Genomic DNA, 20,065 nt, shown 5'->3' with positions numbered 1-20,065 from the left:
AGCTTTTAGCTATTTAAATTCGTTTATACATTGAATAATCGTGTTCTCAATGGTGGGTTGATTCGCGATTACGATATTTTTTATCCCTTGGATGGTTGCGGCTTCTGCGGTGGTGTTTCCGATGCAAAAGGCAATTTCCTGGGTGATTTTATTTTCTTTCAGATAACTTTCAACTCCTGACGGACTGAAAAATAAAATGCCATCCGGTTTAGTGTTGATTTTTTGAGGCGTCAATACCGTTTCGTAGACGGTGATTTCATTAAAAACCACTCCGGCTGCTGTAAGCATTTCCGGCAACGTATCGCGACGCAGGTTTCCGCTGAAGAAGGTGTACTTGTTGTTTGGGTACACTAAGCTGATAATTTCAGCCAAATCTTCAGCATATCCAGTATAAGCAATTACATTAAAACCGCTGGCTTCCAGAAAGGCTTTGGTTTTTAAGCCCACGCAGAACACGTCTTTGGACTTCAGTTCTTGAACTTTTGGATGCTGTAAAATGCTTTCCACACCATTCTGGCTGCTGAAAATCAGCGCGTCATTGATGTTTTTCAGTTCAAACGCGGTGGGTTTGGTAGTGATGAAATCCGCTTCCACAACAGAAAATCCGGCATTCAAAAGGTATTGCTTCTGATTGCTCAATAATTTTTTTGTGGATACGATGCGAATTGCGTCACTCATTATTTTTTCAGTTTTGCTTTAATGTCGGCCATTAATTCCGAACCGCCGTTATCCAATATTTCCTTGGCACAGTTGAAACCTAATTTTTTCCATTCCGAGATATCAAAAGTGCGTTTGATTTCTAATTTTTGTTGCCCATCAATAGAGAATAATACGCCGTGAAAATCCAACGTGTCATTTTCTTCATCATATTTAACTAAAGCACCAATAGGAGCGGTACAGCCACCTTCAAGTGTTCTTAAAAACTGACGCTCGATATACGTGCAGATTTCAGTTTCGATATGATTCAGTTGGGATAAAGCGTCTAAAGCGAATTCGTCATTTTCCATGGCAACCACCATCATGGCGCCTTGTGCCGGTGCGGGAATCATCCAATCCAGGTCGATGTACGTTTTCGGTTTTCGGTTGATGCGCTCTAAGCCGGCAGCGGCGAAAACAGCTCCGTTCCAGTCGTTGTCGTGCAATTTCTGCATGCGGGTGTTTACGTTTCCGCGTAAATCCACAACAGTATGATTGGGGTATTTGTTCAGCCATTGTGCCTGACGGCGTAAACTTCCGGTAGCAATGGTTCCCTCAGTAGTTAGGAAATCCAGATTGCCTTTGTGAACTAAAATATCCAATACGTTGGCTCTTTCCAAGACTGCTGCCTGAACAATTCCTTGTGGTAAAGCTGTCGGTACATCTTTCATGGAGTGAACGGCAATATCAATCTGCCCTGAAATCATGGCAACATCCAAAGTTTTGGTAAAGATGCCTGTGACTCCTAATTCGTATAAAGGCTTGTCTAAAATAATGTCGCCAGTAGATTTTACCGCTACGATTTCAGTCGAATAGCCAAGTTGTTGTAATTGGTGCTGAACCGTGTGCGCCTGCCAAAGTGCTAATTCGCTATCACGGGTTCCGATGCGTATTTTTTTAGTCATTTTTTACGGTTTCTATCTGAAAGATTTTCTCGATCCATTGGATGCTTTCGTCTACCATGGTGTTGTCGTCTTTCAGATGATTGGCAAAATGGTTGGTTATTTTTTGGATGATGCGGTTGCTGATGATTTCAGCTTGTTCTTCATCGAAATTGCTGACTTTTTTGCGTTGTGCAGTCAGCTCTTTATCTTTAATTGTATTTAGTTTTTCTTTTAAAGCATGAATGGTGGGTGCAAATTTTCGGGCTTTGGTCCAACCGATGAATTCATCTTTAATTTCTTCGATAATCGCTTCGGCTGCCGGAATGTGTTTTTTGCGATTTTCCAGTGTTTCATCGGTCATTTGCGATAAATGATCCATGTGAACCAAAGTAACGCCTTCTAATTCCTGCACGTTTTCGTTAACGTTTTTCGGAATGGACAAGTCCAAAATCAACAAAGGCTTTTTTAGATTCAAAATGGCTTTGTCAATAGTTGGGTTTTGTGCTCCTGTAGCCACCACTAGTACATCGGCTTTTTGGATTTCCAGTTGCAAATCGGCATAATCTTTTACAATCAGGTTGAATTTGCCAGCCACTTTTTCCGCTTTGTCTTTGGTGCGGTTGATTAAGGTAATGTGATCGTTTTTGGTGTGTTTTACTAAATTTTCACAAGTATTTCGACCGATTTTACCCGTTCCGAAAAGCAAAATGTTTTTATTAGAAATATCTTCTACGTTGCGCATGATGAACTGCACCGCAGCAAAAGAAACCGAAGTGGCTCCTGAGGAAATTTCTGTTTCGTTTTTGATGCGTTTGCTAGCCTGAATTACAGCATTGGTGAGGCGTTCCATATAATTGTTGGCCAAATCGACTTTTTTGCTTTCTACAAAACTGTTTTTGATTTGACTGATAATTTCGAAATCGCCTAAAATTTGACTATCCAAACCAGTTCCCACGCGAAACATGTGATTGATGGCTTCGGAATTTTTATGTACGTAGGCAACTTGTTGAAAATCTTCTACTGTGCCTTGTGAATTGTCGCAAAGTAATTTAATTAGTTGGAACGGATGTTGGGCAAAACCATAAATTTCCGTTCGGTTACAAGTTGAAGTTACCAGTAAACTATCAATATCGCTATCTTTGGCTTGTTGCAACAAGTTTGTTTTAGCCTCAGGATCAAGGCTAAATTTACCTCTAATCTCGGCATCTGCTTTCTTATAGCTCAATCCAACAACATAGAATGAAGCAGGCTTTGATATCGTGTTATTTTCCATTCTTTTCACTTTATCCGTAAAGTTCAACAAAAGTACTATCTGCAATTTTATAAAAATAACGCTGGAAGTTCTTTTTGTGTCGCTCAGAGATATTTTTGAGTGAATTCGACTTTTAAGCGTTATTTCTTTTAAATTTGTATTAAAATCAAGCCTTAAGATTGTTTTTATTTAGAGTGATTCTAAATAAATTCTCATTATTGATTTAAATATATATACGAAAAAATACCGCTATGGGTTCTACAGAAGAGATAAAAATTGAAGATGATTTTATACTGTTACGTTTTCAGAATGATTCGGATGAAACCATTCGTTTTGAACGTCAGGTAAATAGTAGTTTGATTCAGTTTCATTTTGGACTGAAAGGGAACGCTATGTTTGTTTTTAATCAGGGTAATTATACTTTAGAATTAAAGGAAGAAAAATCCTTGTTATTTTATAATCCGCAGAAAGAATTACCGCTGCAAATGGAAATTGCACCAAAATCGTGGGTAATTACGGTTTTGGTATCAATTAAAAAGTTTCATGGGTTATTTTCAGAACAGGCGGAACATATTCCTTTTTTGAGCGAAGAAAATAAGGATAAAAAATACTATGGTGAAGAAAACATTAGTCCATCGATGGCTATTGTACTCAACCAAATGTTTCATTATTCTTTGAATCCATCGATTAAAAACATGTATTATAAAGGAAAAGGTTATGAATTGTTGAGTTTGTTTTTTAACAGAAATGAAGATCCTACTGCAGAACAATGCCCTTTTTTAATTGATGAAGAAAATGTTTTAAAGCTCAAAAAAGCAAAAGAAATTATTATTGAAAATATGGCGGAGCCTCCGGGGTTGCAAGAACTGTCAGATCAGGTTGGTTTGAACCTGAAAAAACTTAAAATGGGTTTCAAACAAATTTATGGCGATACAGTGTACGGTTTTTTGTTTGATTATAAGATGGAATATGCCCGCCGACTTTTAGATTCTGGTTCGTATAATGTAAACGAAGTGGGTTTAAAGATTGGATATAGTACGGCAAGTCACTTTATAGCGGCATTTAAGAAGAAATTTGGCACAACACCCAAAAAGTATTTACTAGAGAAAACCTTATAAAAAAAACGACCATTTGGTCGTTTTTTTTATAAGTCTATTAATAGAAATAATGGGCTATAATTTGAACTTCATCTTTATCGGTTCCAATATACATTTTCATAGCTCCCGAGCTACTACCGTCTGCAACAGCAAGCTGGCCAGAAAACATTGGGCAATAAGTCCCAGGTGGAAGTTTTACATAATCTGTTCCTGTATTGTGGAATCCAGTATATTCTCCTTTTAAAGAGTGTTTGTTGTTGTAAAATTGTCCTGTAATACCAAGTCCACCACCTAAAGTAGAAGAACCATTGTCAATTTCGAAGGCACCACCAATAAGGTTACCGTCTAAATCTGTGGTAACTACTGGTCCAAGATAATTGTTTTGTCTAAAATACAATAAGGTTTGTACTACCCTTGCATTTCCGTCACCTACACGGTTACTACCGTTTTTTTCGATATACCACGATACAGAATAGTTGATTTCTACAATAGCAGGACGAGTTAATGTAAATGTTGAGTTTGGAATATCTCTTGGTATACCTGCATAAGTGAATCCGTCACCATACCCGTGTTGTGTTATTTGGTTAACACTTGGATTACTATTATCATCTAAATAATTTTCTGAATCAAATAGAATTTCAATATTATTTTGTGCTGTTCCTAAAACCAAATCACCATTTGTATCCACTAATACTCTTGTAGTACTACCTGGTCCTAAGTTATTAGGGTTTGTAGGATAGCTTAATCCGTCAATTTTAACTGTAGATGTAGCTCCGCCAACATGAACTCCTTGTTGCGGATTAGTTGTGTTAATTCCCACTTGCGCATTCATAAAAACTGGGGCCAACACTAATGCTGAGATAAGTATATTTCTTTTCATGGCTATGGGATTTTAATTGTAAATTCTAATTTTTAATTGGTCTGCGCTCCCTCCAATACCTACGCTGGTGTATTTTGTATCACCATCATATATATCTACAAAGAAATGTAATGAATGATTTCCTGGAGGAATGTTTGAATATCCATGGCCACTACTGTATGCATATCCTAAGATTCCTTGTGTGTGAGAAGAGTAGTAAAATCCATTTAAACCGTATTTTTTACTAAGTTCTGTTGCATCTAAACCATCATTATTAATGTCTATACAGTAATAGTATTTTATTGCTCTTGTCGAGATATCACTAAAATAGGTTAGTGCTACATTTAAGTCTGTACTTGATAACAGGGTAGTTAGACTGTATTTTACTTCGATAAGAGCAGCGGTTGGCGATGTAAATGGAACAACTGTAATTAGGCTGTTTTTAGTGGTTTCGGTATCTGTATTATTTACAATGATTCCTCTGTTTAAAGGGCCGTCTGGAATAAAATTTGGAATTGTAGTCAAGAAATTAATCGGCGCTACACTTCCACCAGGTCCGGTTCCGTTAATGTGTGAAGGATCTATAGTAACATCTCCGTTTGCAGTTACAAAAGCAGGAGCAGGTTTTACACCATCATTATATGTTGGGTAATTGGTTGAACTCAAACTTTCAATACGTACTGTTGATGTATTGCCGGCAACATGCAAATCAGCTTGTGGATTTGCCGTACCAATCCCTACCTGAGCAGACATACTTATAGGGATTAACATATAGATTAGTAATGTTTTTTTCATAGCAGTTTGGGTTTAGTATAATCTCATGAAAATTGAATCAGTATCGATGGCTAATTTTACATAGGTAGCCTGAGCAGGAAGGTTTGATGATACTTCCGCTTTAAATTGAATAGTGTGAGTACCTGGAGATAACTGTACATAGGTAGTTGCATTGTTGTATGCAATTCCGCCAGCAGCAAGTACATCTGTAGCAGTATAAGGAGCAGGATTAGATAGATTGTTGTTCATGTAGCATTTTGATGCTTGACCATATCTACGTGTTCCACCATCTAAAGTATAGTAAGTAGTGATTCTTCTTGCAGCTGCATCTCTAAATTTTGCCAAAGTTGCATTTGCATAAACATCAAAACTTACACTATATTTTACTTCAAGAATACTTGCACGGGCTACAGTTATAGTATAGGTTTGAAAAGTGGTATCTTCTTTACCGTCCACATCTGATGATGGTAACGTTACAGAAGAAGAAGGAATAGTAACGCTGTCAAAAGCATCACTACCGTCACTGTTCATTAAAGTTTCAAGTTTAAGTGTTAAAACACCATTGCTGTCTACATATAAAGGATAGGTTCCTGTAGGAGCAAGATTTCCGCCATTGTATAGATTGTTGTCTTTGTCAAGACTTTCTACACGCATTGTGCCAACAGTGTTAGCTAAATGTAATTTTTGTTGCGGATTTGTGGTCCCAATTCCAACAGCACTAATTTGAGCGATTGCAAATTGACTAAGGAATAACGAAGCTAGAAGGTAGGTCTTTTTCATAATCTTCGGGTTTTTGGGTTAGTAATTTGGGTTTTGGAGGTCTTTTTTAATATAGATGCATTGTAATCAAATTGGTTGCGTAAAATTCAAAAAAAAATTAAAATCTTTATCAAGTACACAAGAATTAATGGTATTTGTTGTAATGATAATAATAAAGATAGTAAAACATTATTAATAATACAATACAAAATCATTAAATATAACAAAAGGGTGATTTCATGTTATGGATTTAAGAAAAGGCCAGTTTTGTTATATTTCTATGCAAAAAAAGGCGCTAACCTTTAATTGAAGGTTAGCGCCTTTTTTTATTTGCGTTAAAAATGTCTAGCTAATGTTAATTGTAATAGTGTGCTACAATTAAAACTTCGTCGTCACCGTTACCAATTTGCATTTTAACAGCTCCAGTTCCAGCTGTATTGGCTACGAATAATATTCCGGCAAACATAGGACAATAAGTTCCGGCGGGTAGTTTTATATAGTCGTGTCCGGTAGCATAGAAGCATTTGTTAAAAGCTTCTCCTCCGCCTGCTCCAGCAGAATTACCATTAGTGTAAAAATTACCGCTATAGCCTAAAGCTCCAGGATTACCTGCAAAGTCAACAGGCGCTCCATCGTAATCGGTTGTAACAATTGCTCCTGTAGGCCCACCTACTCTTAAATAGGTGTAGAATTGTGCAGTACGGGCATGGTAATCGTCAATTGGAATTCCAGATTTGTATATTTTGTATGAAATGGCGTAATTGATTTCTACAATTGCGGGACGTGTTAAAGTAAAAGTTGATAATCCAGCACCCGATTGTCTAGGCCAACCTGCTTCTGAATAACCAGAACCCACACCGGTTTGGTTGATTTGGTTACTTTGTGCTCCACCAGTAACTAATGGATCTGCTAAATAATTGGCTGGATTAAACAAAATGTCTATAGTGGTAGGAACGTTGCTTAAAACCAAATCTCCATTGGTATTGGCATACACTCGCGTATTTTCGTTAGCGCCTAAATTTAATGCATTGTTGGCGGCATTTAGTCCTTCAACACGAATGGTTGAATTTGATCCCGAAACATGTAGTTTTTCCTGAGGATTACTATTGTTAATTCCTACTTGGGCAAATGAAGCCAACGCAAAAACCAATGATAATAATGTATAAGTGTTTTTCATAATTGCTCTAGTTGTAAATACGAATTTTTAAATAATCGGATGATCCGCCAAATCCAACATAAGTATCCCTGTTGTTTCCATCGGAAGTTTCCCCAAAAAATACTAATGAGTGGTTTCCTGCAGGAATACTACCATATCCAACACCATGGATGAATGCGTATCCAACAGAACCTTGTGCATACGAAGTATAAGCTTCTCCGTGCAACCCATATACTTTAGATAATTCAGTAGCATCTAGTCCATCACTGTTTAAATCGATATAAAAATAACAACGAACAGCACGAGCAGATACATCGTTGAATGTGGATGCAGCTGGTGCAGGTAAAAATTGATCGGATAAATCGATTGTCATAGCATAACGAACTTCAATAAGAGCGTCTTGCGGACTACTGAAAGGAACCGAAACAATTTGAGCAGTAGCGTTGGTAACACCAACAGGATTTTCAACTACAGTTCCGTCTCCATAAGGCCCGTTAGGGATAAAGTTAGGAATACTAATTAAGAAATTGATTGGGGCATTAGTTCCTGCGCCACCACCAGTTGTAAATCCTGGAGGGTTTAAAGTTAAATCTCCATTAGGTTTAACGTAAACAGGAGCCAGTTTTGTTCCGTCATTTAAAGTAGGTTGATTGATGCTATTTAAGCTCTCAATACGAATGGTTGAAGTGGTTCCTGCAACATGTAAATCTTGTTGAGGATTAGCGGTACCAATTCCTACTTGTGAATACGAAAAACTACCTGCTAAGAGTAATATATATGTGATATGTTTTTTCATGAATCTATTTCTTTTAATATAAACGTAGGAATATAGCATCTGGACCACCAGCAAACCTAACATAAGTTGCTCTATTGTTTGTTCCAGAGCAAGCTGTTCCATAAAAACGAAGTGTATGAGCTCCTGGTGTTAATGGAATATAGGTAGTTCCGCTATTATAAATAAATCCTGTGGCAGCATCAGGTAACGCGGCAGGATTTGTTGCTATATCATTTCTATTAAAATAGCATTTAGAACTGGCAGCATATCTTCTTGTAGTAGCCAATAAGGTAGGCGTGTCTATGGTAAAGAAATTGGTTATGTTTCTAGCATACGCATCTTTTATTATAGTTAGAAGGTTGTCTTGAAACACCTCTATACTCAAAGAATACTTTACCTCTAATATAGTATTACGAGTGATGTTAAAATTGAAAGAAGTAATTTCCACAACTTCATATCCATCGTCAGCTTGTACAACGGGTATGATAGATACGGAACCATTAATCGCAGCTGTTGAGAATGCATCACCACCGTTACTGTTGTTATACGCTGTGGTTTTAAGGGTCATGTCTCCATTGCTATCTACATATAATGGATAGGTTTGATCTACGCCCCCTCCATTGTATGAATTGTTTGGATTGTTTAGACCTTCAACACGAATAGTTCCGGTTGGAGAAGCAATGTGTAATTTCTGCTGTGGATTAGAAGTGTCTATTCCCACATTTTGCCCCATCAGCTGTAGTGAAATAAACGATAAGAGTAAAATCAAGTAATGTTTTATCATATAGACCGTATTTATTTTCTAGTAGCTTATTAATGAATAAGATACGTTTAATTACGGGCTTAAAATAAGAAATGTTTATCTATTTCTTAAGATTTTCTTAAAAAGTATCTATAAAAGGCATAAAAAATCGATTAAAAGCAACTGCTGTAAGAAAAAGTTAACACTTTGTTAATGTTAAAAAAAATCAGAAAACAAATATTATTAACAATTCGTTAAAAAGCGCTTTTTATTAAGAAAAAAAACACAATGTTAATTGTAATAATGGGCTATAATCTGAACTTCGTCATATCCTGTTCCAAGATACATTTTCATTGCTCCAGAACTACTCGCATCGGAAACGGCTAATTGTGCTGAAAACATCGGGCAATAGGTGCCTGCAGGTAAATAGACATAGTCAGATCCAGAGTTGTGAAAATTTTCAATTTCGCCAAATGTTGTATCATTATTGGTATAGTATTGTCCCATTATTCCTAAACCACCACCAATGGTTGAAGTTGCGCCATCAATTTCAAATGCTCCGCCAATTAAATTTCCGTTTAAATCGGTAGTAACAACTGGTCCGGTATAATTGCCTTTTCTGAAATATAGCAAAGTCTGCACGGCTCTTGCATATCCATCACCAACTTTGGTACTAAGGTTTTTTTCAATTCGCCAGGAAACAGAATAGTTTATTTCCACGATTGCCGGACGTGTTAAAGTAAAGGTGGAATTTGGAATATCTCTCGGTACACCAGCATAAGTAAATCCGTCACCATAGCCGTGTTGCGTGATTAGGTTTATACTAGGAGTACTGCTATCATTCAAGTAATTTTCAGAGTCGAAAAGAACTTCTATGTTGTTTTGTGCTGCACCTAATACAAGATCGCCATTAGCATTGACAAAAACGCGACTTACACTTCCGGGGCCTAAATTATTTACATTATTTGGATAACTCAAGCCATCAACTTTAACAGTTGAGGTTGCTCCAGCAACATGAAGACCTTGTTGTGGGTGATTTGTTTTTATTCCTACTTGTGCTGTTACAACAATTGGAAATAGAATTAAGGTTAGGTAATTTATTTTCATAAGAGTTGATTTTAGTTGTAAATTCTGATTCGTAATTGATCTTCTTTTCCACCAAATCCAATACTGGTGAATTTGCTGGCCCCATCTATAATTTCAGCAAAAAAATGTAATGAATGATCTCCTGCGGGAATGGTTGTATACCCATGACCATTGGTATATGAGTAGCCTAAAATACCTTGATTGTCTGAGGTATAGCATTGTGCGTTAAGACCATATTTTCTAGATAATTCGGCAGCATCTAATCCGTCATTATTAATATCAATGCAGAAATATATTTTATAAACACGAGAAGAAATATCGTCTAATGGAGTAAGCGCAATATTTAAGTCGGTTTTTGATAATAATGTGGAAATGGAATATTTAACTTCAATAAGTGCTGCATTAGGTGAAGAAAAATTAACTTTTGCCAATAACCCAGATGCAGCTGTGGTTAATAAAGAATTATTAACAATAACGCCTTTATTTGTTGGGCCATCGGGTATAAAATTGTATTGAGTTAAAAGAAAATTAATTGGAGCAATACTGCCGTTAGGGCCAAGTCCATTTACAACAGATGGTGTTATTGTGATATCGCCATCTGCATTAACGTAGGCAGGAGCTGGTTTAACACCATCGTTATAGCCATGACTATTTGTAGTGTCTAAACTTTGAATACGTATGGTGGAATTGTTACCAGCCACATGCAAATCGGCTAAGGGCTGTGAGGTTCCAATTCCCACTTGCGCATACATATAAAAAGGAAGAATAAGTAGAAGTAGATTTTTTTTCATAGCGTTTGGTTTTAGTATAGTCTCATAAAAACAGAATCGGTATCAACAGCCAATTTTACAAAAGTGGCTTGAGCAGGTAGTCCCGAAGAAACTTCAGCATTAAAATATAAGGTGTGAGTACCTGGGGATAATTGAACATAAGTTGTATTGGAAGTATAAAGTTGCCCAACAGCTCCAATTCGATCGGTAGAAAGAAAAGGTAATGGATTGTTGATGTTTTTGTTGAGGTAACTTCTGGACGACTGACCGTAGCGTCTTGGATTACTATCTACTGTATAAAAGGTTGTCACACGACGTGCACCTCCATCTTTTATCATGGTTAATGAAGGGGTGTCGGTTTGATATACTTCAAAACTTAAACTGTATTTTACTTCTAAAATGGCCGCACGAGGCACAGTGATAGTATAAGTAAAAAAAGTGGATTCAATTTTTCCGTCTGCATCACCTGGAATAAGTTTAATAGTAGACTGCGGAATAGTAGCGCTATTGATGGCGTCACTTCCATTACTGTTCATTAAAGTTTCAAGTTTTAAAGTTAGAAAACCATTGCTATCTACATATAAAGGATAAGTAGCTGTCGGTTCATTGTTCCCTCCGTTGTATATGTTGTAGTCTTTGTTCAGACTTTCAACACGAAGTGTTCCAACAGTAGCATCTAAATGAAGTTTTTGTTGAGGGTTTGCTGTTCCAATGCCTACAGCTCCTGTTTGGGCATGTAGGGTAAAGCACAGCGTGGTCGCGAAGATTGTGTAAATGTTTCTCATACACTTTGCTTTTAATCGTTAAAAATTTTGTTACGTATTAGCCACAATTACCGCACAATAATTTTTCAACAAACACAAAGTGTTTTTAAAACAGACATTATTGTTTTTGGTAAAAGACGATTAAAAAAACACAACGACAACAATATTCTTAATTTGTAACCCGTAAAGAATATTATTTTTTGTTGAACTTTTTTAATCTTGATTTAAATTTATCGAAGAATAATTTAACGATGTGTAACTTTTGATGAGAAATCTATAAAACGGCGTGTATTTTCGTTGAGATGCATAAATTTGGATTTTGGAAGTTCCAAATCAAAATATAAATCTGAATAATTGTATTACCTTTGAAAAAAAAATAAAATGAAGGGAGTTTTACTGGTTAATCTGGGTTCGCCTGAAAGTCCAGAACCAAAGGATGTCAAGCCATATTTGGATGAATTTTTAATGGATAAATATGTAATTGATGTTCCGTATTTATTAAGAGCATTTTTAGTTCGAGGAATAATTTTAAGAAAGCGTCCTGAAAATTCATCGAATGCTTATAAACGAATCTGGACAGAAGAAGGATCTCCTTTAATAGTAATTTCCAAAAAAACACACGAAAAAGTCAAGCAAAGAGTTAGTGTTCCAGTTGCATTGGCAATGCGTTACGGTAAACCTAATATTCTTTCGGGATTGCAAGAGTTGCAGAACCAAGGCGTAACCGAAGTAATGCTTTTTCCATTGTACCCACAACACGCTATGGCTTCAACTACAACCATATTGGTTCTTGCTGAAGAATTGCGAAAAAAACATTTTCCTGAAATGTCGTTTACCACGGTACCGGCGTTTTACAATAAGAAAGAATATATTCAAAATTTAGCCGATTCTATCAAAAAGCATTTAAGTGGTTTTGAATACGATCATTTGTTGTTTTCCTATCATGGAATTCCTGAGCGCCATATTCGTAAAACCGATGTGACAAAATCGCATTGCAAAATCAACGGGAGTTGTTGTGTAACCGATTCTCCGGCACATGAGTTTTGCTACCGTCATCAGTGTTTTGAAACTACAAGACAAGTGGTGGCCTTGTTAGGAATTCCTAAGGAAAAATACAGTGAAACATTCCAATCGCGTTTGGCAGGCGATAAGTGGTTAGAACCCTATACCGATATTGAAATCAACAAAATGCCGGAAAAAGGAATTAAAAACTTAGCGGTTGTAACACCTGCGTTTGTAGCCGATTGTTTGGAAACCCTAGAGGAAATAGCCATGGAAGCCGATCATCAGTTTAAAGCGCACGGAGGGGAAAACTTTTTAGCCATTCCATGTTTGAACGACGATGATGCTTGGATGGATACTTTGGCAAAATGGATTAACGAATGGGTAGCTAAATAACCATGGACGAATTTTACAATTACATAAAATCACTTCATTTAATTTTTGTAATTACCTGGTTTGCGGGCTTGTTCTATATTGTCCGTTTGTTTGTTTACCATGCAGAAGCTACTCAAAAACCGGAACCGGAACAAAGTATTTTAATCAAACAATACCAACTTATGGCGTATCGGTTATGGTATATAATTACTTGGCCCAGCGCTATTTTAGCAAGCATTTTCGCGTTTTGGATGTTGTTTGGAACAAGTTTAGGCAACGCATGGTTGAAAATGCCATGGATGCATGTGAAATTAGGCTTCGTCTTTTTACTATATTTATATCATCTTAAATGCCATCAAATTTTTAAGCAACTGCAAAACAACCAGGTAAAACATACTTCTGCTTTTTTTAGATTGTGGAATGAAGGAGCAACCCTAATTTTATTTGCCGTGGTTTTTTTGGTTATATTGAAAGACGCTTTCAATTGGATATATGGTGTAATCGGAATTTTTTTATTTTCGATTTTACTGATGTTGGGCTACCGATTTTATAAAAAAATACGAGAGAAAAACGAAACCTAAATGCCGGATTCATTTAAAATAACGCAACTGTCACTTCGATTGAGAATTTTTCTTTCGATGATTTTTCTAACTTTAGTTGCGTCAGTTTTAATTGCAGCAGTTTCTATTTATCAATTCCGAAAAGAAGCCCGTGACTATCATCAGGATAGGTTGGAACGTAAGGAAGATGCCATTACTGAGCATATTAATTACATACTTTCTACAACTACTTATCCACTAACAACCGAGAATCTTCCGCTAATTTTTAAAGATAAAATCTATGAATTGGCGAACATCCATAGTTTAGAAATTAACATCTACGATTTAAAAGGGCAATTGCTTATTTCGTCTAAAGGTTCTTTTACAGTCGATAAAATAGCAAAACCAATTTCGCCTATCATTTTAAAAATAATACAGTCTACACCCAGTAAACGTTTTGTGGATTTACAAACAGTGGAGGGTCAGAAATACCGTTCGTCTTACAGTTATTTAAAAGATACCAAATTCAAGCCGCTAGGAATCATTAACCTTCCGTATGTAGAAGAAACTAGTTTTTATGAGAATGAGGTTAAAAACTTTTTAATGCGCTTTGGACAAGTATATGCGTTCATGCTTTTAATTTCGTTTGTTATTGCATATTTCTTATCGAGTTATATTACCAAGTCATTACAAACTATTAGCGACAAATTAAAGCAGACTCAATTCTATAAAAAAAATGAAAAAATTCAGTTAGAATCTACCAGTAAAGAGATTAACTCCTTAATTTCTGCATACAATGCCATGGTAGATAAATTGGAAGAGAGTGCCGTGTTGTTAGCGCAAAGTGAACGAGAACAAGCTTGGCGTGAAATGGCAAAGCAAGTGGCTCACGAAATTAAAAATCCGCTAACACCCATGCGTTTGACAGTTCAGAGTTTCCAACGAAAGTTTGACCCTGAAGACCCTAATGTGAAACAAAAAATGGATGATTATTCTAAAACACTCATTCAACAAATTGATACCATGAGTTCGGTGGCATCGGCTTTTTCTAATTTTGCGTCATTACCGGCACAACAAAACGAAACTTTAAACATTGTATATGTAGTACAATTGGCTCTAGATATTTTTACGGAAGATTACATTCAGTTTGAAACCAACGAAGAAGAAATCATTACCAAAATAGATCGAACACAGTTGATTCGTATTATTACCAATCTTGTAAAAAATGCCATCCAAGCAATACCGGAAACCGAAGTTAATCCATTAGTTGTGGTTCGTGTTATTCGTGAGGAAGGAACCGCAAAAATAATCGTAAAAGACAACGGAAAAGGCATCGCTATTGAAAATAAAAACCGTATTTTCGAACCTAAGTTTACCACCAAAACAAGCGGCATGGGTCTTGGTTTGGGGATTATTAAAAACATCGTGGAAAGTTACCACGGCACTATAGATTTTGAAAGTGAATTGGGCGAAGGTGCTACATTTACCGTAACCCTTCCCATTATAAATACGTAATACAGATGAACTACGAGAACATTTTAATTGAAAAAAAAGACGGAATTTCTATAATTACCATTAACCGTCCAACAAAATTGAATGCTTTAAATAAAGCAACAATACAGGAATTACATAACGCATTTGAAGCTGAAGAAGCCGACAAAACAACCAAAGTAATTATTATTACCGGCAGTGGTGATAAAGCTTTTGTTGCGGGAGCTGACATCTCAGAATTTGCCGATTTTTCGGTTGGTGAAGGAAAACAATTAGCCGCAAAAGGCCAAGAGTTGTTGTTTGATTTCGTGCAAAATTTAAAAAAACCGGTTATTGCTGCTGTAAATGGTTTTGCTTTAGGTGGTGGTTTGGAGTTGGCTATGGCTGCTCATTTTAGAATAGCTTCCGATAATGCCAAAATGGGACTTCCTGAAGTTACACTAGGGGTTATTCCTGGGTATGGAGGTACACAACGTTTGCCGCAATTAGTAGGCAAAGGACGTGCCATGGAAATGATAATGACTGCCAGTATGGTGGATGCTCCAACTGCATTACAGTTTGGGCTGGTTAATTATGTGGTTCCTCAGGCCGAATTGTTGAGTTTTACAGAAGGTATTGCCGGAAAAATTCTTAAAAATTCTAGCGTTGCTATTGCAAAGGCAATCAAAGTGATTAACGACAATTATATTGACGGAACAAATGGTTTTGAATCGGAAATTAAAGCCTTTGGCGAGTGTTTCGGAACAGCGGATTTTAAAGAAGGTACAACTGCCTTTTTAGAAAAAAGAAAAGCAGTTTTTCCTGGAGAATAAATTTAAAGCGAACCAATTTTGGTTCGCTTTTTTTGTACATTTATAAAACTAACCGAATAAACAACAATAGATTATGACAAAAAATGTAGCTAATTTCATTGAAGCAGTAGCTAAAAAAAATCCAAACGAACCAGAATTTATTCAAGCAGTTCAAGAAGTAGCCGAGACGGTAATTCCTTTTATTGAACACAACGAAAAGTATAAAAATAAAATGTTGCTAGAGCGCATGGTTGAACCGGAAAGGGTTATTATTTTTCGTGTGGCTTGGGTAGACGACAAAGGTCATACACAAATTAATCGCGGTTTCCGTATTCAAATGAACTCAGCCATTGGGCCATATAAAGGCGGATTGCGTTTTCACCCTTCAGTTAATTTAAGTATTCTTAAATTCTTGGCTTTCGAACAAGTATTCAAAAACAGTTTGACAACTTTGCCAATGGGTGGAGGAAAAGGAGGTTCGGATTTTGACCCTAAAGGGAAATCAGATAATGAAATTATGCGTTTTTGCCAAACCTTTATGACGGAGTTGTCACGTCATATTGGTGCCGATACCGATGTGCCTGCAGGTGATATTGGTGTTGGAGGTCGCGAAGTTGGCTATATGTTCGGACAGTTTAAAAAATTGCGCAACGAGTTTACAGGTGTTTTAACGGGTAAAGGAATTTCACATGGTGGATCGTTAATCCGCCCTGAAGCTACAGGCTATGGTTGTGTGTATTTTGCTCAAAACATGTTGCACATGCGTGGTGATGCTATCTCTGGAAAAACAGTAGTGGTTTCCGGTTCGGGTAACGTGGCACAATATGCTGCCGAAAAAGTGCTTCAGTTAGGAGGGAAAGTGGTAACGCTTTCAGATTCTTCTGGATATATTTATGACGAAGCTGGAATAGATGCCGAAAAATTGGCTTTCATAATGGACTTAAAAAATGTTCAATACGGGCGAATTAGCGAATATGCAAAAAAATACCCGTCGGCTAAGTTTGTTGCCGGAAAAACACCTTGGGAAGTTAAGTGCGATATTGCATTACCGTGTGCAACTCAAAACGAATTAAACGGGGATGATGCCAAAAAACTAACCGATAATGGTTGTATTTGTGTTGCCGAAGGAGCTAACATGCCATGTACACCAGAGGCCGTTGAGGTATTCCATAAAACAAAAATATTGTTTGCTCCTGGGAAAGCATCGAATGCTGGTGGAGTTGCTACTTCTGGTTTAGAGATGTCTCAGAATTCGTTACGCTTGAGTTGGTCTCGTGAAGAGGTAGATGAGCGTTTGAAAAAAATCATGTGGGATATTCACGAATCGTGTGTAAAATATGGGGCAGATGCTCACGGCTATGTAGATTACGTAAAAGGCGCTAATATTGCCGGTTTCGTAAAAGTAGCCGATGCAATGTTGGCACAAGGGGTGGTTTAGTCGTTACAGTTGATAATCACATTGTCAATGAAATAAAATAACGGGTATCGGTTTGATGCCCGTTTTATTTTGAAATTAAGTGCGAAGAGTATTTAAAATCACCTAATTTGGTGATTGTATACGTAGTGTTTTATAGGTATGTTTGTTGTTTGATATTGCAGATATGTATTTGTGTTTTGAATAAGTTATATGTAAATATCGACAAGTTGAATGTTATTTAAACAATTGAGAATGAATTCCTCTATTATATGAAATATTTACTAATTAATTTTCTTCTTTTCTCAAGTCATTTTTTTGGTCAACAGCTAAAAAACAGTCAGAATATAACACTTGAAGATAGTCAACAACTTATTAAATACAAAACTGTAGAAATTATTGATTATTATGATGTCAGAAGAAAATCAGGTATATCTAGAAAAATTTCATTAGAAAATGGAAAGATACGCACAGTGATGACATATTATAATAATAAACCGACTTATAAAGTTGATTATCATTACGATAAAAATAATGATTTAGATTTTGAAATTGTAAAATTTAGAGGTTCTACAGGTAAATCTAATGATACTATTAGCTATTCGTATTTATACAATGATAAGGGACAGTTAGTCGAAAATAAAATATTTGTTAAAAAATATTTTTCAAATTTTAATAGTCAAAATTTGCCTCAAACAATCGAATCAGATAAAACAGCAATTGATTCGTTGAATGGGTATAGAACGGAGTTGGTTTATGATGACAACGGAAACATAATAATTGAAAAAATTTTCTCAAAAATTGAAAATAAATATATAACAGAGATAAATAAATTTAAATACGATAGCTCCAATAATTTGATTGAAGTGCAACGAAGTTCCATTCCTGAATCAACATATCCAATCTATATTGTTGGAGGTAGACATCTCTATGAAAATGAAAAATATAGGTATGTATACAATAGGGATAATTTGTGGGTAAAAAAATATTGGATAGTGGAGGGCAAAGAGCACCTAATTCAAAAAAGGAAGTTTCTGTAAAGAGCAAAAGTACTGGTTAAACAAATATTGGATTAATATTTCTTTGAAAATGAACATTATATAAGGCTAACTCAAAACTGCAAGTAATTCCAACTACTTCTCTCCATCCCATTCGGCGTAAAATTGTGCTAAGAAACCTTCCATGTACGCATGACGTTTTTCGGCAATTTGTTTTCCGGTTTCGGTATTCATTTTGTCTTTAAGCAACAATAGCTTTTCGTAGAAGTGATTTATGGTTGGTGCTTCCGAATTTTTATATTCTTCCTTACTCATGTTTAAAACCGGTTGAATTTCAGGATTGTATAATGCCCTGTTTTTAAAACCTCCATAATTAAAAGTTCGTGCAATACCAATGGCGCCAAGAGCATCCAATCGGTCTGCATCCTGAACAATTTCAAGTTCTTTTGAGGAAAAGTGTTTTGCGAAATTTCCTCCCTTAAATGAAATGTTCTTAATAATTTGAATGACATGAGTGATAACTTCCTCGGATGCGTTTTGCTCTTCTAAAAATTTTCGAGCGGTTTTCGGTCCGATTTCTTCATCGCCGTTGTGGAATTTACTGTCGGCGATATCATGCAATAGGGCGCCCAGCTTTACAACCGTTAAATCACAGTCTTCTCCTTGTGCAATTAGCATAGCGTTTTTGTATACTCGTTCTATGTGAAACCAATCGTGGCCTCCTTCGGCATTTTCCAGTTGTTGTTTTACGAAGAGAATTGTCTTGTCAATTAATGTCATAGCATCCAATTAAAAAATCCTTTCGATTCGGAAAGGATTTTTAGTTATTTTCTTTAAAAAATTATTTCACTAAAGCGGGTTGTACCCATTTGAAAAGCTTTTCTTCTGCAGGGACTACCATACGTTCGGCAATTCTTGTCATACGTTCTGGTAATTTTGTCAGATAATCACGAGCTTTTTCGGCTTCATCGGTTAGGTTGCCAATTTTTTCAATTTCCCAACGAGCAATTAGTTTTTGTAAAATTTCAACATAGTCCATTGAAGTATATACACCGATTCGTTGTGCTGATTCTGAGAATTTTTCGAAAGCTGTTCCAATACTCTCTCCAGACTCCCGAATTAAATGAGCAGGCATTGTGATTTTTTGTTTCATCATATATTGAAAAGCCAACATCATTTCACTTGGGTCAACTTTAAAAATGCGATCAACAAATTCTGAATAAGCGTGGTGATGACGCATTTCGTCTCCCGCAATTAAACGACATATTTTAGATAACTTATGGTCGCCAAATTTTTTTGCCATTTGGGCTACACGATTGTGCGAAACATATGTGGCCAGCTCTTGGAAACTGGTAAACACGAAATTTTTATACGGATCACGATCGGTTCCTGGATCAAAACCATCATTAATTAAATGTTGGGTTGTGATTTCCATTTCACGCATGTTTACACGGCCAGATAAATACAAGTATTTGTTTAGCAAATCACCATGACGGTTTTCTTCACCCGTCCAATGACGAAGCCATTTTGCCCAACCATTGTCGCCTTGGCCACCTTTTTGGGATACGCCTTCTACGTCCATTAGCCAAGTTTCGTAAGTTGGTAAAGCTTCTTCGGTTATGGTATCGCCTACTAAAACTACCCAAAAATCATATGGTAAATCTTTGGCAATTTCGCGCAATTCGGTTACGTCTTCTAAAAAAGTTTCCTTTTCAGAATTAGGTAATAGGTCGCTTGGTTGCCATATTTTTTCAACTGGAATCAAATAGTTTTCTACGAAACTATCGATATTTTTTTCTAAAAACTGCATCACTTCCAGACGCACATTTTGTATTGACATA

General features: G+C 36.3%; 21 protein-coding genes. 7 read left to right on the top strand and 14 right to left on the bottom strand.

What is annotated here, in order from left to right; translation table 11 throughout:
• Positions 1-9: 9 nt before the first annotated feature.
• From ACZ1JT_RS05335 to hemA, 3 genes are read right to left on the bottom strand one after another with little or no spacing between them, the layout of a single operon-like run.
• Positions 10-678 (bottom strand): uroporphyrinogen-III synthase, encoded by a 669-nt coding sequence (locus tag ACZ1JT_RS05335; protein WP_465095126.1) that lies wholly within the window; start codon positions 676-678, stop codon positions 10-12.
• Complete coding sequence (hemC, locus tag ACZ1JT_RS05330) at positions 678-1,601, bottom strand: hydroxymethylbilane synthase (protein ID WP_465095125.1); 924 nt, start codon at positions 1,599-1,601, stop codon at positions 678-680. Before hemC ends, ACZ1JT_RS05335 begins: the two co-directional genes overlap by 1 nt.
• Complete coding sequence (gene hemA / locus ACZ1JT_RS05325) at positions 1,594-2,853, bottom strand: glutamyl-tRNA reductase (RefSeq protein ID WP_465095124.1); 1,260 nt, start codon at positions 2,851-2,853, stop codon at positions 1,594-1,596. The genes hemC and hemA overlap by 8 nt, the downstream gene beginning before the upstream one ends.
• A 230-nt stretch (positions 2,854-3,083) precedes the next feature.
• Between hemA and ACZ1JT_RS05320 the strand changes: the two genes are divergently transcribed.
• The gene (locus ACZ1JT_RS05320) at positions 3,084-3,950 is read left to right on the top strand and encodes a helix-turn-helix domain-containing protein (protein ID WP_465095123.1); all 867 of its coding nucleotides are present in this window, start codon (positions 3,084-3,086) and stop codon (positions 3,948-3,950) included.
• A gap of 37 nt (positions 3,951-3,987) precedes the next feature.
• Here ACZ1JT_RS05320 and ACZ1JT_RS05315 read toward each other — a convergent pair whose 3' ends face one another.
• From ACZ1JT_RS05315 to ACZ1JT_RS05275, 9 genes are all read right to left on the bottom strand, one after another.
• Positions 3,988-4,809, bottom strand: a complete 822-nt coding sequence (locus tag ACZ1JT_RS05315) for a hypothetical protein (RefSeq protein WP_465095122.1) — start codon at positions 4,807-4,809, stop codon at positions 3,988-3,990.
• Between the two features lie 12 nt (positions 4,810-4,821).
• Positions 4,822-5,583 (bottom strand): hypothetical protein, encoded by a 762-nt coding sequence (locus ACZ1JT_RS05310; protein ID WP_465095121.1) that lies wholly within the window; start codon positions 5,581-5,583, stop codon positions 4,822-4,824.
• Between the two features lie 12 nt (positions 5,584-5,595).
• The gene (locus tag ACZ1JT_RS05305; protein WP_465095120.1) at positions 5,596-6,342 is read right to left on the bottom strand and encodes a hypothetical protein; all 747 of its coding nucleotides are present in this window, start codon (positions 6,340-6,342) and stop codon (positions 5,596-5,598) included.
• Positions 6,343-6,676: 334 nt separating this feature from the next.
• Positions 6,677-7,498: a hypothetical protein gene (locus ACZ1JT_RS05300; RefSeq protein WP_465095119.1), complete on the bottom strand. Its 822-nt coding sequence runs from the start codon at positions 7,496-7,498 to the stop codon at positions 6,677-6,679.
• A 7-nt stretch (positions 7,499-7,505) separates the two neighbouring features.
• Positions 7,506-8,273 (bottom strand): hypothetical protein, encoded by a 768-nt coding sequence (locus tag ACZ1JT_RS05295; RefSeq protein WP_465095118.1) that lies wholly within the window; start codon positions 8,271-8,273, stop codon positions 7,506-7,508.
• Between the two features lie 13 nt (positions 8,274-8,286).
• The gene (locus ACZ1JT_RS05290; RefSeq protein ID WP_465095117.1) at positions 8,287-9,036 is read right to left on the bottom strand and encodes a hypothetical protein; all 750 of its coding nucleotides are present in this window, start codon (positions 9,034-9,036) and stop codon (positions 8,287-8,289) included.
• Between the two features lie 249 nt (positions 9,037-9,285).
• Positions 9,286-10,101: a hypothetical protein gene (locus ACZ1JT_RS05285; protein WP_465095116.1), complete on the bottom strand. Its 816-nt coding sequence runs from the start codon at positions 10,099-10,101 to the stop codon at positions 9,286-9,288.
• 11 nt (positions 10,102-10,112) lie between these two features.
• On the bottom strand, positions 10,113-10,871 hold the full coding sequence (locus ACZ1JT_RS05280) for a hypothetical protein (RefSeq protein WP_465095115.1): 759 nt from the start codon (positions 10,869-10,871) through the stop codon (positions 10,113-10,115).
• An 11-nt stretch (positions 10,872-10,882) separates the two neighbouring features.
• Positions 10,883-11,635: a hypothetical protein gene (locus ACZ1JT_RS05275; RefSeq protein ID WP_465095114.1), complete on the bottom strand. Its 753-nt coding sequence runs from the start codon at positions 11,633-11,635 to the stop codon at positions 10,883-10,885.
• A 360-nt stretch (positions 11,636-11,995) separates the two neighbouring features.
• Between ACZ1JT_RS05275 and hemH the strand changes: the two genes are divergently transcribed.
• The 6 genes from hemH to ACZ1JT_RS05245 all read left to right on the top strand — a co-directional run bounded on the left by hemH (position 11,996) and on the right by ACZ1JT_RS05245 (position 18,266).
• Entirely contained in the window at positions 11,996-13,012 is a 1,017-nt protein-coding gene (gene hemH / locus ACZ1JT_RS05270) for a ferrochelatase (protein ID WP_465095113.1), read from the top strand.
• Between the two features lie 2 nt (positions 13,013-13,014).
• Positions 13,015-13,572, top strand: coding sequence for a CopD family protein (locus ACZ1JT_RS05265; protein WP_465095112.1), 558 nt, complete (start codon positions 13,015-13,017; stop codon positions 13,570-13,572).
• Complete coding sequence (locus tag ACZ1JT_RS05260) at positions 13,573-15,045, top strand: ATP-binding protein (protein ID WP_465095111.1); 1,473 nt, start codon at positions 13,573-13,575, stop codon at positions 15,043-15,045. It begins immediately after the preceding gene.
• Positions 15,046-15,050: 5 nt separating this feature from the next.
• Positions 15,051-15,833, top strand: a complete 783-nt coding sequence (locus ACZ1JT_RS05255; protein WP_465095110.1) for an enoyl-CoA hydratase/isomerase family protein — start codon at positions 15,051-15,053, stop codon at positions 15,831-15,833.
• Positions 15,834-15,906: 73 nt separating this feature from the next.
• On the top strand, positions 15,907-17,250 hold the full coding sequence (gene gdhA, locus ACZ1JT_RS05250; protein ID WP_465095109.1) for an NADP-specific glutamate dehydrogenase: 1,344 nt from the start codon (positions 15,907-15,909) through the stop codon (positions 17,248-17,250).
• Positions 17,251-17,498: 248 nt separating this feature from the next.
• Positions 17,499-18,266 (top strand): hypothetical protein, encoded by a 768-nt coding sequence (locus ACZ1JT_RS05245; RefSeq protein ID WP_465095108.1) that lies wholly within the window; start codon positions 17,499-17,501, stop codon positions 18,264-18,266.
• Between the two features lie 93 nt (positions 18,267-18,359).
• Here ACZ1JT_RS05245 and ACZ1JT_RS05240 read toward each other — a convergent pair whose 3' ends face one another.
• Positions 18,360-19,004 carry an HD domain-containing protein gene (locus ACZ1JT_RS05240; RefSeq protein WP_465095107.1) on the bottom strand — a complete coding sequence of 215 codons (645 nt, stop codon included), beginning with the start codon at positions 19,002-19,004 and terminating at the stop codon, positions 18,360-18,362.
• A gap of 61 nt (positions 19,005-19,065) precedes the next feature.
• Positions 19,066-20,064 (bottom strand): acyl-ACP desaturase, encoded by a 999-nt coding sequence (locus tag ACZ1JT_RS05235; RefSeq protein WP_465095106.1) that lies wholly within the window; start codon positions 20,062-20,064, stop codon positions 19,066-19,068.
• Position 20,065 lies beyond the last annotated feature (1 nt).

This window comes from Flavobacterium sp. IC2-16 (genome assembly GCF_055521455.1).
This window is presented reverse-complemented; position numbering and strand designations above follow the sequence as displayed.